Origin of the sequence: Pontibacter toksunensis, assembly GCF_042686245.1 — a bacterium.
GTDB classification, from domain to species: Bacteria; Bacteroidota; Bacteroidia; order Cytophagales; family Hymenobacteraceae; genus Pontibacter; species Pontibacter toksunensis.
Genome location: NZ_JBHUOX010000002.1, coordinates 63184 through 79284, shown reverse-complemented (window position 1 = coordinate 79284; position 16101 = coordinate 63184). Strand labels below are relative to the sequence as shown.

General features: G+C 48.5%; 11 protein-coding genes. 10 read left to right on the top strand and 1 reads right to left on the bottom strand.

Annotated elements, in window-relative coordinates:
- Nucleotides 1-186 precede the first annotated feature (186 nt).
- The 6 genes from ACFS7Z_RS03250 to ACFS7Z_RS03225 all read left to right on the top strand — a co-directional run bounded on the left by ACFS7Z_RS03250 (nt 187) and on the right by ACFS7Z_RS03225 (nt 9556).
- Nucleotides 187-1767: a glycerol-3-phosphate dehydrogenase/oxidase gene (locus tag ACFS7Z_RS03250; protein ID WP_377480834.1), complete on the top strand. Its 1581-nt coding sequence runs from the start codon at nt 187-189 to the stop codon at nt 1765-1767.
- A gap of 11 nt (nt 1768-1778) precedes the next feature.
- Complete coding sequence (glpK, locus tag ACFS7Z_RS03245; protein ID WP_377480832.1) at nt 1779-3290, top strand: glycerol kinase GlpK; 1512 nt, start codon at nt 1779-1781, stop codon at nt 3288-3290.
- A gap of 4 nt (nt 3291-3294) precedes the next feature.
- The gene (locus tag ACFS7Z_RS03240; protein WP_377480830.1) at nt 3295-4038 is read left to right on the top strand and encodes an MIP/aquaporin family protein; all 744 of its coding nucleotides are present in this window, start codon (nt 3295-3297) and stop codon (nt 4036-4038) included.
- A gap of 193 nt (nt 4039-4231) precedes the next feature.
- Nucleotides 4232-6205 carry a fructose-1,6-bisphosphatase gene (locus ACFS7Z_RS03235; RefSeq protein WP_377480827.1) on the top strand — a complete coding sequence of 658 codons (1974 nt, stop codon included), beginning with the start codon at nt 4232-4234 and terminating at the stop codon, nt 6203-6205.
- A gap of 187 nt (nt 6206-6392) precedes the next feature.
- Nucleotides 6393-7028 carry a YdcF family protein gene (locus ACFS7Z_RS03230; RefSeq protein ID WP_377480824.1) on the top strand — a complete coding sequence of 212 codons (636 nt, stop codon included), beginning with the start codon at nt 6393-6395 and terminating at the stop codon, nt 7026-7028.
- A 287-nt stretch (nt 7029-7315) separates the two neighbouring features.
- A complete protein-coding gene (locus ACFS7Z_RS03225) occupies nt 7316-9556 on the top strand; it encodes a hypothetical protein (RefSeq protein WP_377480821.1) in 2241 nt (746 codons plus the stop codon).
- Between the two features lie 245 nt (nt 9557-9801).
- Here ACFS7Z_RS03225 and ACFS7Z_RS03220 read toward each other — a convergent pair whose 3' ends face one another.
- Entirely contained in the window at nt 9802-11346 is a 1545-nt protein-coding gene (locus ACFS7Z_RS03220) for a hypothetical protein (RefSeq protein ID WP_377480819.1), read from the bottom strand.
- Between the two features lie 165 nt (nt 11347-11511).
- Between ACFS7Z_RS03220 and ACFS7Z_RS03215 the strand changes: the two genes are divergently transcribed.
- Genes ACFS7Z_RS03215 through leuB form a run of 4 tightly spaced genes read left to right on the top strand, consistent with a single transcriptional unit; the run spans nt 11512 to nt 15776 of the window.
- A complete protein-coding gene (locus ACFS7Z_RS03215) occupies nt 11512-12678 on the top strand; it encodes a 2-isopropylmalate synthase (protein WP_377480815.1) in 1167 nt (388 codons plus the stop codon).
- A gap of 1 nt (nt 12679) precedes the next feature.
- Entirely contained in the window at nt 12680-14074 is a 1395-nt protein-coding gene (gene leuC / locus ACFS7Z_RS03210; protein ID WP_377480812.1) for a 3-isopropylmalate dehydratase large subunit, read from the top strand.
- Nucleotides 14074-14670, top strand: coding sequence for a 3-isopropylmalate dehydratase small subunit (gene leuD / locus ACFS7Z_RS03205; protein ID WP_377480809.1), 597 nt, complete (start codon nt 14074-14076; stop codon nt 14668-14670). Before leuC ends, leuD begins: the two co-directional genes overlap by 1 nt.
- Nucleotides 14658-15776 (top strand): 3-isopropylmalate dehydrogenase, encoded by a 1119-nt coding sequence (gene leuB, locus ACFS7Z_RS03200; RefSeq protein ID WP_377480806.1) that lies wholly within the window; start codon nt 14658-14660, stop codon nt 15774-15776. Before leuD ends, leuB begins: the two co-directional genes overlap by 13 nt.
- Nucleotides 15777-16101: the final 325 nt, after the last annotated feature.

The following is a 16101-nucleotide window of genomic DNA, read 5'->3' as shown; positions in this document are numbered from 1 at the left end:
TTTATGCCAGACTAATTCATGCTATGTTAAAAATCGAATTAAACTTAACAAAAGCCTTTGTAAAAAAACATAGTGGTATAATTATCACAAGAATGTATTTCTTTTAGTTTCTTTTAATTTCCTTTTAACATATATTTAGAGAGCAGAGAAGGATTTTTGCTATCAAGTCAGCTTAATAGAAACAGGATGCAAAGAAGCAGAAGTATAAATGAAATAAAAAGCAAAACTGATCCTTGGGATTTAGCTGTGATAGGAGGAGGTGCATCTGGGTTGGGAGTAGCACTGGATGCCTTGTCACGTGGGATGTCGGTCGTGCTGGTCGAAAAAGCTGATTTTGCCAAAGGTACCTCCAGCCGCAGCACCAAGTTATTGCATGGCGGTGTACGCTATCTGGCCCAGGGCGATGTAACACTGGTGCTGGAAGCGCTGAAAGAGCGTGGGCTGATAATGAAGAACGCACCGCATGTTTCCCGAAAACAATCCTTTATTATTCCGATTTATACACGCTGGGAAAAACTGAAGTATGGAGTAGGGCTAAAATTGTATGACCTGATGGCGGGCAGTTACAGAATCGGTAATTCACAGTGGCTGTCAAAAAAAGAGGTTGTTCAACGGATTCCGGCTTTTAAAGCGGAAGGCCTTAAAGGAGGGGTTATCTACTATGACGGGCAGTTCGATGACGCACGGCTGGCACTGAATGTTGCGCAAACCTGCTCGGGCATGGGTGGTTGTATGCTGAATTATATGAAAGTGACCCGTCTGACAAAAGACGGGAAGGGTGTCATAAACGGTATTGAGGTAAAGGATCAGATAGGGCAGGGATATTATCATATAAAAGCAAAGGCAGTAGTGAATGCAACAGGCGTTTTTGCCGATAAGATTCTGCAGATGGATAATCCAGAAGCCACACTTTCCATTATGCCGAGCCAGGGCGCGCACCTGGTGCTGGATCTTTCCTTCCTGGGCGGAAAGGATGCCCTTATGATTCCGGAAACCTCTGATGGCAGGGTGCTTTTCGGGATTCCGTGGCATGGCAAACTGGTATTGGGTACAACAGACACGGTGATAAAGGAACCGAAGATGGAGCCGGAAGCACTGGAGCAGGAGATAGATTTTATCCTGGGCAACTGTGCCCGATATCTTGTCCGGCAGCCTACACGGAAAGATGTGCTGGCCGTGTATGCGGGGCTGAGGCCGCTGGCTACCCCCAAAGAAAAAGGGGCAAAGACAAAAGAAATTTCGCGCAGCCATAAAGTATTTGTATCTGATAGCCATCTTATTTCTATTATTGGTGGAAAGTGGACTACATTTCGCAAGATGGGAGAAGACACAGTGGATGCCCTGGTAAGACTTAAGACTTTGCACTTAGATAAGAGCACCTCAGCATCCATCCGGATACATGGCTATTCGGACAGTGCCACAGAAGAGGGGCACCTCGCCATCTATGGAAGTGATGCAACTGGCATAAGAAGCTTAATTGTGCAGCATCCGGCTTTAGGAGCGCAGTTGCATGCGCACTACTCCAACACAAAAGCAGAAGTGGTATGGCAGGTGCAACATGAAATGGCGCTCAAAGTGGAAGATGTGTTGGCCAGAAGGCTGCGGATTCTGTTCCTGGATGCGCAGGCAGCGATAGAAATGGCTCCGGCAGTGGCGGCCATCATGCGGGAGGAGCTGGGTTTAGGTGAAGATTGGGAGAAAGCAGAAGTCCACGCATTTCAACAGTTGGCGGCAAAATACTTGATCAAAGAATCAATCACTCTATAACCCACCAGAATATGAACCAGGACAAGCAGTACTTGCTGGCACTCGACCAGGGAACAACCAGCTCCAGGGCCATTGTTTTTGACCGGCAAGGCAAGATAGTAGCGGATGCGCAGCGCGATTTTGAACAGAAGTTTCCGAAGCCGGGGTGGGTAGAGCATGACCCGATGGAGATATGGACCTCCCAGGCGGGAGTAGCTACGGAGGCCATTATGAGAGCGGGTCTTTCTGCCATTCAGATTGCGGGTATAGGTATCACCAATCAGCGGGAGACAACCATCCTCTGGGACAGGAGCACCGGGGAGCCACTCTACAACGCCATTGTCTGGCAGGACAGAAGAACATCCGCATACTGTAATGAGCTGAAAGAGATGGGTAAGTCTGAAATGGTGAGGGAAAAGACGGGGCTTATAATAGATGCTTATTTTTCCGCCACTAAAATTAAGTGGATCCTGGACAATGTAGCGGGTGCCAGGGACAAGGCAGCAAGCGGTGAGGTATGCTTTGGAACGGTGGATTCCTGGTTGATCTGGAAGCTTTCCAATGCCGACACCCACTGCACGGATAGCACCAATGCCAGCCGCACTATGCTCTACAACATCCATACCGAGCAGTGGGACCAGGAACTGCTCGAGCTGTTCGACATTCCGGTCAACATATTGCCTGAGGTAAAGTCCAGCAGTGAAGTTGTTGGGACCACGGCCGGGAGAATTCTGTCAGCCAGAATACCGATAGCTGGTATTGCAGGCGATCAGCAGGCAGCTTTGTTTGGGCAGTTGTGCATGGAGAAAGGTATGGCAAAGACCACGTATGGCACCGGTTGCTTTCTGGTGATGAACACCGGATATAAGCCTGTGAAATCGAATAACCAACTCCTGACCACCATCGCCTGGAAAATTGACGGTAAGCTGACGTACGCCCTCGAAGGCAGTGTTTTTATCGGGGGAGCCGCTATTCAGTGGTTGCGGGACGGCATCCGGATCTTAAACCACGCCAGTGAGAGCGAAGAGATGGCCACCAGCCTGGCCAGCAATGAAGGAGTATATTTTGTGCCGGCCCTTACCGGACTGGGAGCACCTTATTGGGACCAGGACGCCAGGGGAGCTTTCTTTGGCATCACGCGAGGCACAAACTCCGCACACTTTGCAAGGGCCGCACTCGAGTCTATTGCTTACCAGGTACACGACGTGCTCAAAGCCATGGAGAAAGACAGCGGTGAACCGACGCGTGAACTGAAGGTAGATGGTGGGGCTACAGCGAACAATTTCCTGATGCAATTCCAGACAGATATTTTAAACTGCACGGTGAAGCGGCCGCTGATGCGGGAGACCACGGCTCTGGGAGCAGCTTATTTGGCAGGTCTTGCGGTGGGTTACTGGAAAGACATCGATGAACTCATGTCGCTGGGGCAGGAAGCTGATGTGTTTAAGCCGGAAATGGATGCTGCAGCAGTGGAAAGGAACCTGCAGCTCTGGCACCGGGCCATTGAAAGAACAAGAAACTGGGCTGTTAATCAAAACCAATAAAAGGATGCATCCACTAGTTGCAGAGTATGTCGGTACAAGCCTGCTGATTCTGATAGGCGCAGGCGTTGTAGCCAATGTTATTTTAGAAGGCACCAAAGGGCAGGGAGGTGGCTGGATCGTTATCACTACTGCCTGGGGACTTGGGGTGTTTATTGGCGTAGTGGTAGCCGGTCCTTATAGCGGCGCTCACCTAAACCCGGCTGTGAGTGTTGGCCTGGCACTGGCAGGGCAGTTTGCATGGGCAAAGGTGCTGCCTTACAGCCTGATGCAGCTGCTGGGGGCTGTCACGGGTTCCTCTTTGGTGTGGCTCATGCACAAAGATCATTTCGATTTGACCTCCGACCCGGGCAGAAAACTAGGTGTGTTTGCAACAGCTCCTGCTATCCGGAACTACCCCATCAACCTGTTTAGTGAGGTTATCGGCACGTTCGTGTTAATATTCGTTATACTTTACTTTACCCCCGCTGCCATGGAAGACGAAAACAGAACACCTGTTGGTCTGGGATCGTTGGGGGCTATTCCCGTGGCATTTCTGGTATGGGGCATCGGGCTTTCGCTCGGAGGCACTACCGGCTATGCCATCAATCCTGCCAGGGACCTTGGCCCCAGGGTGGCACACTGGTTGCTGCCTATCCGGGGCAAGGGGCATAGCGATTGGGCCTATAGCTGGGTGCCCGTTCTGGGGCCGCTTCTGGGGGCAGCGTTAGCAGCATTTGCCTTCATGTTCGTCAATATTCAAGTCCAATAGGATTACTGCTCAGTATGGTTTTTCGGGAGCGGACACATCAGAAAAGGAGCAGCATATACAGTTTACGCCTTTGCCTCGTAAAAAAGGAATGACTGGTACCACATGGGTAAAAGCTTCTTTACATCTTTTGTATCCGATGTCAGATATCGGCAAGAAGTTGAAAAGGCAAGAAAGCCCTAATTTCTGAAGACGTATGAAGAATGACCCTAAATATTTAAAGCTGCTGTCGAATCGCCTGCCCAATGCTGCCCAGGTAGGGAAAGAGATTATTTTACTGGAGGCTTTGTTGTCACTCCCCAAGAGCCCCGAATTATTTATAAGTGACATCCACGGAGAACACGAGACGTTTCAGCACATGCTTCGGAATGGCTCGGGGATAATAAGGCAGAAAATCGCAGAATTATTTGGTGGCAAGTTAGGTGATAAAGACCTCCGGCGGCTGGCAGCCCTGGTTTATTACCCGCATGAGAAACTGCAGATCATAAAGAAGGAGAGCCCTGACCTGGAAGGCTTCTACATGGATACCATCCAAAAGCTGGTTTCTATAGCGTATGAGTTTACGTCCATTTACACAAAAAGGAAAATAGACCGCCTCTTGTCGAGTGAGTATGGGCTTATAATCTCAGAGTTACTGCAGGGAGAGGCGTTGGGGGAAAGAAAACGCGAATACAAGGAGAAGCTTTTAAAGACAGTTATTGAAATCGGTGAATGCGATGAGCTCATCATCGCGCTGGCAGAATTTATTCAGCGGATAGCGATTTCTAAAATCCATGTTATAGGAGACATCTATGACCGGGGACCCGGTGCAGAAGCTGTGATGGACAGCCTGATAGACTACCACGCCGTCGACATACAGTGGGGCAACCATGACATTGTCTGGATGGGTGCGGCCTCGGGCTCCCTGGCTTGTATGGCCAATGTTATCAGGCTCTCCCTTCGGTACGCCAACACCGACACACTGGAGAAAGGGTATGGGATCAACCTGATACCTTTGGCTTCCTTTGCGCTGGAGCATTACAAAGAAGACAAAAGCCTTATTTTTAACCCGAAGGTTAACCCGGAAGACTTGCTGAACGAAAGTGAACACTGGCTTAACCGCATCATGCACAAGGCCATCAGCATTATACAGTTTAAACTGGAGGAGCAGCTCATTGAACGGAGGCCTGACTTCGGGCTGTCGCACAGGAAAATGCTCTCCAATATCAATTTTACCACAGGAGAAATTCAGATTGAAGAGAATGCCTACACCTTAAAGGATACTTATTTTCCTACTATTGATCCGAAACATCCCGTTAAGCTCTCTAAAGAAGAAGAAGACCTGGTCGTAAAGCTGTCGGAGTCGTTTCAGCAAAGTAGTAAGTTGAAAAAGCATGTACAGTTCCTCTTTGAAAAAGGCTCCATGTACCATATCTCAAATGATTGCCTGCTGTTTCACGGAAGTATCCCGATAGATGAGCATGGGGATCTGGCGCATGTAGATATGCTGGGGAAAAAGCTGAAGGGAAAACAATACCTGGACTTCTTGGACAAGATAGCCCGTGAAGCGTTTTCTGGTGTTGAGCAAACGCCTGAAAACAACCTGGCAGTGGACATGATGTGGTACCTGTGGGCTGGCCCTCAGTCTCCTTTGTTCGGAAAAGACAAGATGACCACTTTTGAGCGCTACTTTATCAACGACACCTCTATCCACAAAGAGGTAAAAGGTTTTTATTACCACTACAGGGATGATCCGGCAACCATTGCAAAAATATTAGCAGATTTCGACCTTGATCCGGAGACTTCTCTCATCATCAATGGTCATGTTCCTGTGGTGGTCAGGAAGGGAGAAAACCCTATTAAGGCGGGAGGGAAGCTTATTGTAATTGATGGAGGCTTTGCCAAAGCGTACCAGGAACAGACAGGCATAGCGGGTTACACGCTCATATTTGACGACCAGGGAAAGCAGATAATCGCGCATCTGCCTTTTGAGTCTACGGATAAAGCAATTGAAGATGAAGTGGATATTCTGTCGAGCGAAACGCTTTACTCTTATTCCCACAAACCTCTGAAAGTAGCGGATATCAGGGACGGAGACAAAATCAAGGACATGATTGAGGACCTGAAAGAGTTGCTGCACTGCTACCGATCCGGCCTACTGACGGAGCGGTTCCAACCCCAGAATTCCTGATGCTGCAAAATGGCACAGTCAAAGAACCCTTGCTTTCTTCTATCTGTACCTCATCCACGTTTACCCGATTGAGGAGATTATCTGAAGTGCCTGCCGACCCCGCAACTGAGCCACAGGTGCAGGCGTAAGCGCACTGAAACTTCTGAGAACAGCACCCGGAGCACCCGTCTGCCGTATAGGGGTAGCTATGATAGAAGAACTGATAATCCGTGCACTTTGCGATACACTCCCTCCGGAACCTGCAGATGCCTTATTCCTGTTCGGCCAGACTGAGGATAACCAAGAGTCCGTACTTGTGGCGGCGCAGCAACTAATCCAAAGAAAGAAAACCCCCAAAGTATTGTTTCTGAATACCGGACCGATAAGCGGCTACCCTGGCTTCCAAAGTTGGAAAGATGCTCTGGTCAGTATGGGTGTGGCTGAAGATCCGGTGGAGCCGGTGCCTCTGGTTCCGGCTGAAACAGACATACTGCATACAGGTATTGAGGCGGAGTCGCTGGTTGCGCATGCGCTTAAGCAGCAGTATACTCGTATTATTGTATCAGCCTCTCCTTTTCAGCAGCCCCGCGCTTTCATGACGGCCATAACAGCTGCGCTTAAAATTTACCCTGAACTGGAACTCTATAGTTATCCGGGTAAAGCGTTGCCATGGAAAGAGGAGGTGGTGCACTCGCAGGGGAAGGTGCAGGCCGCACGGGCAGGACTGGTTTCAGGAGAAATGAAACGCATCCGGAACTATCATGAAAAAGGTGACCTGGCCTCTGTTGACGATGTCCTGGTGTACCTCAACAAACGGGATACGGGCTACCTCCAAAATAAATAAGAATCCGGCAGCCTCCTATCTCTGCTGTTGGTTGAACAACTCAACATAAAGTGAACGTCGCACTCTGTTTAAATCCTGCTGATTTAAAGTGCATTGGTGCTCCCTATGGCTGTTCCTTAACCGCCTATGCAACAAATACTTTCTTAGTTCGGTACTATAGGATTGTTTTGCAGCATGGCTTCTTATAAGCCTATTTAATGCTTAAAAAAGCATATTTTTTATCATGTAGCCAGGCACTACAACGCTAATTTATACGTTTACTAAACTTATAAAATCTGATCCCTTACATGAAGTTTAAATCTTTCAAACCACATCCTTTTCTTATATGTGGGCTGCTGCTGGTCTTATGCGGTTTCACCTTTCTGGAAGTAAAGCACAAGGCTTCCGCTAAAATTACAGAGGGAAACACGCTAGACAAAATAGTGCTGCTCAGCCAGGACCGCTGCTTTGTTTTGCTCAACAAGACAAAGAAGTTGATTACCAGCCTGTATGCTTCGGAAAAAGAAGATGGTCCTGTTCTGCTACCCTCCGGGAGGTACAGCGGTGTACTGCCTGCGGAATATATCCAGGTGTACCACCTGAGCCACAGCAAGCAGAATGAGGTAGTAAAGCTGTTTGATGGCGACGTAGATAACAGTGTGGTGCCCGATTGGAAACCCCTGGTAAAGCCTTCTGAAATATGGGTCAGAATACCTGAAGAACTGAAGTTCAATCTGGAGAACCTGGAGTTCTATGACGGAAACGGCGATATTGTGACAGGTGCAGTGCGCACCTATTTTATTAGAAGAAGTGCTGTTGCCGACGGCTCCTGGAAGCGGGAGCAGGGACCTGTGTTCGACGGCAAGGACTTCAGAGCCTGGTCTACCGGGAAAGACCCGTTGCTTTGGTCACCGGAAAAAACGGATGCCAGGTATAAATTGCCTGAAACCATGGATGTGGCTTACATCGTCTTTAAGATGGATACGCACCTGCCAAATGAAATCAGGCTGATGGGCAACTGGCTTCCTTATAAAAAGCCTGCTCTTTATAAGCCAGAGATGGCGCCCCTTGGCAACATGTTGGGTATGGTTATCTTATGGCCTGATGTGGTAGACCCGCGCAATGTGTGGGCTGGTGTGGCAGAGCATAAGTGGGAGGCGCTGAAAGGTTACACCGCCTACCGCGATTATACCGACTGGAAAACCTTTGAAGGCAAAGAAGGAGAGTTCACCTTTGAACCCTCGGCCTGGGGAGGAGCATTGCGTGATACTTACTACCAGCGGATGCACGATGCAGGGAAGGAGGTAATGGTGTGCCCGCAAAACGTGCCGGATTGGTTTCTGGAGGCGAACTATCCTAAAGAGCTGAGAGGCGGAAGCAATGTGCCGAAAGCCTGGGATGCGGATGGCGAAGACCCGAAGTCTTACGCTAAAATAGCGCAGCTATACTACCGTGTTACTGCCCGCTACGGCAGAAACAAAGACATTCCGCAGGAGTTTCTCACAGTACGGGAAGAACCCTTTTACCCGAACCAGCCCGCAAACAAACCAAAAGCCGGACTAGGCACCGTGCAGTATATCCAGATAGATAACGAACCGGATATGCACTGGGCCGGAAGGCAGGCGTATCAGAATGGCCGCGAATATGCCGCCATTAGCTCTGCATGCTATGATGGGCACAAAGGCGCTTTAGGTCCAGGACATGGCGTTAAAACGGCTGATCCTTCGATGCAGGTAGTGGTGGGGGGCATTGTGGGAGGTGTCGGTTTTATGAGAGGCATGATAGACTGGAGCAAAGAAAACAGAGGCTATAAGCTAAATGACAAAGGCAAGAAGGTAGTAGACCTGCCTTTCGATATCATCGATTACCACGTATACCACAATACCGCCAACTCCACACAGGACCAGCAAAAGTCCACCACTGGTATTTGCCCGGAAAAGTCAACAGCAACAGAAAGAGCCATTGCTTTTCTGCAGTTATCGCATGAGGAATGTGGGGGGATGCCGGTTCAGATTTCAGAGACAGGCTATGATATACATCCAGAATCTACCCAAAGAGCGCTGACAACACCAACCAGAAGTATTCTTCAGACACAGGCAGACTGGGGTATCCGGACAGCATTACTTTATGCCCGCCTGGGTATTTACCGGATTTATACCTATATGGCCACTGATGTAACCGATCCAACTGCCACAAAGTACACCACCTCCGGTGAGATTGACAAAGTGAATGGCTACAAGCGCAGACCGGCAGCAGATTTCAAAGCCCAACTAAACAAGCTGATGGGCAACTACAGCTATAAAAAGACGCTTAGTGCAGACCCAGCGGTAGATGTGTATGCGTTGAACAAAGATGAAATGTATGTCCTCTGGATTCCGGATCATGTAAGCAGAACAGGTGTATACGAACTGAATCTGGGCAGCAGTAAAGCCGTCATCCATTCTTTTGTGGAAGGAGCGGACGAAATGAAGAAAGAAGTTGTCAGCACAGAGAACGGAAAGTTAAAGATCACTGTGACAGAGACGCCCGTTTTTGTATCGAGGCAGTAACAATTATTTTTCCTCTTTCTTTAAACCAACTAAAAGAGAGCTGTTCTTCATCCCTGTCATCCTGAAAGGATCTTGTGAGAGTTGCTTGTAGGTAATTCACAAGATCCTTTCAGGATGACAGGGATGATTAGTTTTATTACCTCTTGTTTTACCTGGTTTAGGAGAATGAGAAAGAATAGGCAGGTGGTTAGACTTTTTATATAATTCTGCATCAGGAGCAGCTTGAGCACCCTAATTCCCTTTAATTACTTCATACCCTTGTGCTTTCTCTTTGCAATTTCCTGAACAGGGATATTCTCAATCTTGCTTTCGAGCCAGGAGATAATGTCCAGGTAAAGGAAAGGACGTTTTTCGTAAGGGTCCAGGGATATGGTCATCAGCTTTTCCTTCAGAGCAGCAAAGGCATCTTTTAACTGTCCGGGCGTTACATCACCCAGGTTTCGCAGGAACCGGAATATCTCCACCTGCATTTGCTGCTGATTGTTCATCTTGCCCAGGAAGCGGTATACAGACCTTATCTGGTATTCCAGTACTTCATCTTCCCCGGCCTCATAATGCGCAATCAGGTTAAGGATGCGGGCAAAGCACTGCAGGTCTTCCCGAAGGCTGATGTCTTTATAATAGATTATTTTCTGAAGGTATTTTATAGCCTGGTGGTATTCTCCGCTCCCGAAATACAAACTCGCTATTTTATAATAAAACATGAGCCTGCGGTGCGGGTCAAGGTGCGACTTAAAGCGGTTCAGTTTCTCTAGCAGCTCCGGTATTATCTGTAAGCCCTCGGTAAAGTTTCCTTCCAGAAAGTAGTTGTTGATCTTGTTCGTATAAATAAACAGGAACAGCAGCACTTCTGAATTTGGGCTGGTTTTTCTTTCCGGGTCAGCAGCAAAATCCTCCAGTTTCTGAAGCACTTGTTTAAACTTGCTATAGTACAGCATGTTGTACAGGGCAAGCAGCAAATTGTGCAGTCCCTTAATGTAGAGCATATCCTGCTTAAACTTCATTTCAGGATTGTCCTCAAACAGATCCACCCATTTCTGCGCATACCGGTAACAGGCTTTAAAATCCTGGATAATGTAATTGTACCAGACATGGGCCTGGTAGTAATACAGCTTCTCCGTAAACCCGGCACGCTCCATGTTTATCACGGGCAGGTTTTCCCTGAAGAAAGCGGTTGTATTTTCATATTCCTCCACATTGCGGGCATGCCCCACTTTAATGTAGAGGCCGTACAGGCGCAGGGCAGCATTTGAAAGGGCGTGTATCTGAGATACATGCAGGGCAGTGTCAATTGCCTCAGCAGAAAGCACTTCTGCTTTTCCCTCCAGGCTTCGGGTAATGTACTGCGATTCAATCAGCTTTTCAAAGTCAATGGCTGTTAAGGCAATGTGCGGCATTTCTGCCTGCAGTGCCCCCACCTTTACCTTCTCCAGCATTTTCAGGCTTTGCTGGTAAAAACCCTTGTTGTACAGCACCCGGGCATAATCCAGCTGCTCGTGTAGCTGTATGTCCAGGTTCTGGTTGGCGTGGTATAAACGCAGGCTGGATAAAAGCTGCTTGTACAGGTTCGCCTTCATGTTTGCCAACTGCACTTTCTTTACGTCCGGGGCCAGGGACAGTACCTTTTCTTCGTCATACCCCGTCTGGCTGTCCATCGCATCGAAAAGCTGCAGAAACTTTAAGCCGTCCGATACCCCCTGCCTTTTGGCAAATAAGCGAAAGTGCCGCTTCTCAGACTTAGTCAGGGACTTAACCAACTGAAAAACAGGATCATTATTTTTGGTAGACATTGTATTCGTTTATTGTGTAAATAACTGTAATACAGATAGTTGCACAGTGGAAAGACAAAGTTAGAAATAACAGGCTCAACTTGAAATAGTTTTTGCAGCTGCTGATTATATCCTTATTTACGCTTCGGTAAAGAATTATATCTGTAATAATAAACCAAATTAAGTATGTCAGCTCAGAAAATACAAATCTTTGATACCACCTTACGGGATGGCGAGCAAGTGCCTGGTTGCAAATTAAACATGGATGAGAAACTGGTAATTGCAAGACAACTCGAACTTCTGGGCGTGGACGTAATTGAAGCAGGTTTCCCGGTATCAAGCCCGGGCGACTTTGAGGCAGTGAAAGCGATTGCCGCCCAGACCAAGGAAGCTACTGTCTGTGGCTTGTCAAGGGCTGTGGAGCAGGACATTCGCATTGCAGCAGAGGCCCTTGCCACGGCACGAAACCCTAGAATCCATACGGGTATCGGTACCTCCGAATCACATATTATATTCAAGCTCCGCTCCACGCAGGAGAAAGTGATGGAGCGCGCTGTAGAGGCAGTTCGCCTGGCTAAAAGCTTTGTGGAAGATGTAGAGTTCTATGCAGAAGATGCCGGAAGAACAGAAAATGAGTTTCTAGCCAGAATCTGCGAGGCAGCTGTGAAAGCCGGTGCGACGGTGCTGAATATCCCCGATACCACCGGGTATTGCCTGCCAGAGGAGTATGGTGCCAAAATAAAATATCTGTACGAGAACGTGAAGGGCATCGACAGAGTCCGCCTTTCCACGCACTGCCATAATGATTTAGGTTTGGCTACTGCCAACTCTATTTCTGGCGTGGTGAACGGTGCGCGCCAGATTGAGTGCACCATCAACGGGGTAGGGGAGCGCGCAGGAAACACAGCCTTAGAGGAAGTAGTGATGATTCTACGCCAGCACCCATACCTGAAGCTTGATACCAACGTCAACTCCAAATTGTTGGCGGAAACCTCGGCTATGGTATCGCACATGATGCGCATGCCGGTGCAGCCTAACAAAGCGATTGTCGGCTCTAACGCTTTCTCTCACTCCAGTGGTATTCACCAGGACGGTGTTATCAAGCACCGCGAAACATACGAAATCATTGATCCACGCGATGTCGGTGTGCCGGATTCCTCTATTGTGCTGACGGCGCGCTCAGGACGGGCTGCTTTAACCTACCGTTTGCAGAAAATCGGTTATAATTTTGATAAGAGCACGCTCGATAAAGCCTATGCCTCATTCCTGCAGGTGGCAGACAAAAAGAAAGAAGTGGTGGACACTGATTTACATGCTTTAGTAGAACAAGAAAACCTGGTTGCTGCCAGCTAACATGAAAAAGACCTTATTTGATAAAATCTGGGACGCCCATGTTGTCCGCTCTATTCCGGGTGGGCTGGACGTTTTTTATATAGACAGACACCTGATACATGAAGTGACCAGTCCGCAGGCTTTTGATGAAATAGAAGCACGCAACCTGCCTCTATTCCGGAAAGGCCAGATTGTAGCCACCGCCGACCATAATGTACCTACAAAAAACCAGCACCTGCCTATCCAGGAGCCGCTTTCAAGGTTACAGGTAGACAAACTGACCGAAAACTGCGGCAAGTATGGCGTAGAACTTTATGGCCTGGGGCATCAGTACCAGGGCATCGTGCATGTTATCGGTCCGGAGCTAGGTATCACACAACCGGGGATGACCATTGTGTGCGGCGACAGTCATACTTCCACACACGGTGCCTTTGGCGCTATTGCGTTTGGTATAGGTACCAGTCAGGTGGCGCAGGTCATGGCTTCGCAGTGTTTGCTGCTCAGCAAGCCTAAAAAGATGCGCATCACCATTGACGGTCCGCTCCACAAAGGGGTGTCTGCCAAAGACCTTATCCTTTATGTGATTTCTAAGTTAGGCACAGGCGGCGCAACAGGCTATTTTGTGGAGTATGCCGGTAGTGCCATCCGTTCCCTGAGCATGGAAGGCCGCATGACGGTGTGCAACATGAGCATCGAGATGGGTGCACGCGGCGGTATGATTGCACCGGACGGAACAACCTTCGAGTATGTGAAAGGCCGTAAGTATGCGCCGGAAGGCGAGCGTTGGGAGCAGGCACTGGCTTACTGGCAAACCCTATACACAGAAGAAGGCGCCACTTTTGACTCTGAGTTTTTCTTTGATGCCGATGATATCACCCCGATGATTACATTTGGCACAAACCCGGGTATGGGTATTCCGATCAATTCCTCCATCCCTGTAAATGTGCCTGCCAGTGAAGCGGCTAGTTATGATAAGTCGCTGCAGTACATGGGCTTTTCACCGGGAGAGTCGTTGGTTGGCAAAGAAATTAACTATGTGTTTATTGGCAGCTGTACTAATTCCCGCATCGAAGATTTGCGGATAGTGGCAGACTTCGTGAAGGGCCGCCGGAAAGCAAGCCATGTGGAGGCGATCATTGTGCCGGGATCCAAGCAGGTAGAGCAACAGGCGAAGGCGGAGGGACTTGATAAACTCTTGGCAGAAGCCGGATTTGAGCTTCGTGAGCCAGGCTGCAGTGCCTGCTTAGCCATGAACGAAGACAAGATACCGGCAGGTGCCTATTGCGTTTCCACTTCCAACAGGAACTTCGAAGGCCGCCAGGGACCAGGCTCCAGGACATTATTGGCCAGCCCGCTGGTAGCGGCTATTACTGCCGTGGAAGGTAAGATTGTTGATATCACGCAATACCTGAATTAATGGAAAAGTTCGAAAAAATAAAGTCGGGCGCCGTTCCGTTACCGACAGAAAACATAGATACTGACCAGATTATACCTGCCCGGTTCCTGAAAGCCACCTCCAGAGAAGGATTTGGCGAGAACCTGTTCAGAGACTGGCGTTACGATAACAGTGGAAATCCGAAAGCAGATTTTGCACTGAATAACCCACGCTATAATGGCCAGATATTGATAGCAGGTAAAAACTTTGGATGTGGATCAAGCCGTGAGCATGCCGCCTGGGCTATTTACGATGCAGGTTTCCAGGTGGTGATTTCCAGCTACTTTGCTGATATTTTCCGGGGCAATGCCCTGAACAACGGGCTGCTCCCCCTGCAGGTGTCTGACCAGATGCTGCAGCGGCTGTTTGAGCAGGTAGAGAAAAATCCGCAGACAGAATTTGTGGTAAACCTGCCGGAACAGGAGTTCTTTGTACCGGACTGGAACGAAAGGGTTACCTTCGACATTGATCCGTATAAAAAAGAATGCCTGATTAACGGCTACGACGACATAGATTTTTTAGTGAGCCAGAAAGAGGCGATAGAAGCATACGAAAGCACAAGACCATGGGCGTATTAAATAAGAAAATAGTAGTGTTGCCGGGCGACGGCATCGGACCTGAAGTTTGCAACGAGGCCGTGAAGGTATTGGAGGCTGTTGCTGAAAGGTTTGGACACCGCTTTCTCTTCGAGAAACATTTGATGGGTGCCTGTGCCATTGATGCAACAGGAAACCCGCTTCCGGATGAAACAGTGGATGCCTGCCTTGAGGCAGACGCCATAATGCTGGGAGCCATTGGCGATCCGAAGTATGACAACAATCCGGCTGCCAAAGTGCGGCCAGAGCAGGGCCTACTGCGTCTGCGCAAGTCCCTGGGTCTGTATGCCAACATTCGGCCTGTTACAGCTTATGATGTGCTGCTGGACCACTCTCCGTTAAAGAACACACGCATCGCAGGGGCTGATATGCTCATCTTCCGGGAGCTGACAGGTGGAATTTATTTTGGTGAAAAGGGGCGCACCTCGGAAAGCGCTTACGACAATTGCACTTATAGTAAAGAAGAAATCGTGCGCATTGCGCACCTCGCTTTTCAGGCCGCAGGTATGAGGAGGCAAAAGCTGACATTAGTGGATAAAGCCAACGTGCTGGAGACATCCCGTTTATGGCGGGAGGTAGTGCAGGACATGGCTCAGGATTATCCGGAAGTAGCAGTAGATTACCTCTTTGTGGATAATGCGGCTATGCAGTTGATCCTGAACCCGCGGTCTTTTGACGTGATACTGACAGAAAACATGTTCGGCGACATACTTTCTGATGAAGCATCTGTGATTGCTGGTTCGCTTGGTCTGTTGCCGTCTGCTTCCGTAGGAAATCATGTTTCTCTCTTTGAGCCGATACATGGTTCGTACCCACAGGCAAAGGGCAAGGGAATCGCTAACCCTATTGCGGCTATTCTGTCTGCGGCTATGATGCTGGAGCACTTTAACCTGCAGGAGGAAGCGGACCTGGTGAAGGAAGCCGTGCACAACGCATTGGAAAAACAGGTGCTGACGCCTGAACTGAACCCGACTTCTCCTTATAGTACAGAGCAGGTGGGAAGCTTTATCGCCTATTATGTGTTAGAAGGAGCATTAGTTGTTCCGCACAAAAGCAACATAGAAGTAGGGCTAAGCACTATTATCTAAAGCAGCCATGCAAAAGCAACACTCCATCCATGTCATTATTATGATCCTCGTGGTACTTTCACGAGGGGTGGAGATGGTTTGCTAAAACTGAACGCATATTACAGAACAACATATAAAGCAGCCATCCCCACCAGGGTGGCTGCTTTTTTTATACCCAGGCTCTCCTCAACGAGATATATTTTTACTAACTGTATGATCTGAAAAGGTAAAAAAGGAGAGTTAAAAATTAATTAGACAATGTATACTTGAGTTGTTTAAATATTTGATTATCAGTAAATTAAGTCAAAAATAAAGTACCTTTGAAATAGTAGGTATTTCGTAGGGG

What these genes read in the sequence shown, in the direction of transcription:
- ACFS7Z_RS03250 (WP_377480834.1), top strand. Translation starts at nt 187, where the DNA reads ATGCAAAGAAGCAGAAGTATAAATGAAATAAAAAGCAAAACTGATCCT.
- glpK (WP_377480832.1), top strand. Translation starts at nt 1,779, where the DNA reads ATGAACCAGGACAAGCAGTACTTGCTGGCACTCGACCAGGGAACAACC.
- ACFS7Z_RS03240 (WP_377480830.1), top strand. Translation starts at nt 3,295, where the DNA reads ATGCATCCACTAGTTGCAGAGTATGTCGGTACAAGCCTGCTGATTCTG.
- ACFS7Z_RS03235 (WP_377480827.1), top strand. Translation starts at nt 4,232, where the DNA reads ATGAAGAATGACCCTAAATATTTAAAGCTGCTGTCGAATCGCCTGCCC.
- ACFS7Z_RS03230 (WP_377480824.1), top strand. Translation starts at nt 6,393, where the DNA reads ATGATAGAAGAACTGATAATCCGTGCACTTTGCGATACACTCCCTCCG.
- ACFS7Z_RS03225 (WP_377480821.1), top strand. Translation starts at nt 7,316, where the DNA reads ATGAAGTTTAAATCTTTCAAACCACATCCTTTTCTTATATGTGGGCTG.
- ACFS7Z_RS03220 (WP_377480819.1), bottom strand. Translation starts at nt 11,346, where the DNA reads ATGTCTACCAAAAATAATGATCCTGTTTTTCAGTTGGTTAAGTCCCTG.
- ACFS7Z_RS03215 (WP_377480815.1), top strand. Translation starts at nt 11,512, where the DNA reads ATGTCAGCTCAGAAAATACAAATCTTTGATACCACCTTACGGGATGGC.
- leuC (WP_377480812.1), top strand. Translation starts at nt 12,680, where the DNA reads ATGAAAAAGACCTTATTTGATAAAATCTGGGACGCCCATGTTGTCCGC.
- leuD (WP_377480809.1), top strand. Translation starts at nt 14,074, where the DNA reads ATGGAAAAGTTCGAAAAAATAAAGTCGGGCGCCGTTCCGTTACCGACA.
- leuB (WP_377480806.1), top strand. Translation starts at nt 14,658, where the DNA reads ATGGGCGTATTAAATAAGAAAATAGTAGTGTTGCCGGGCGACGGCATC.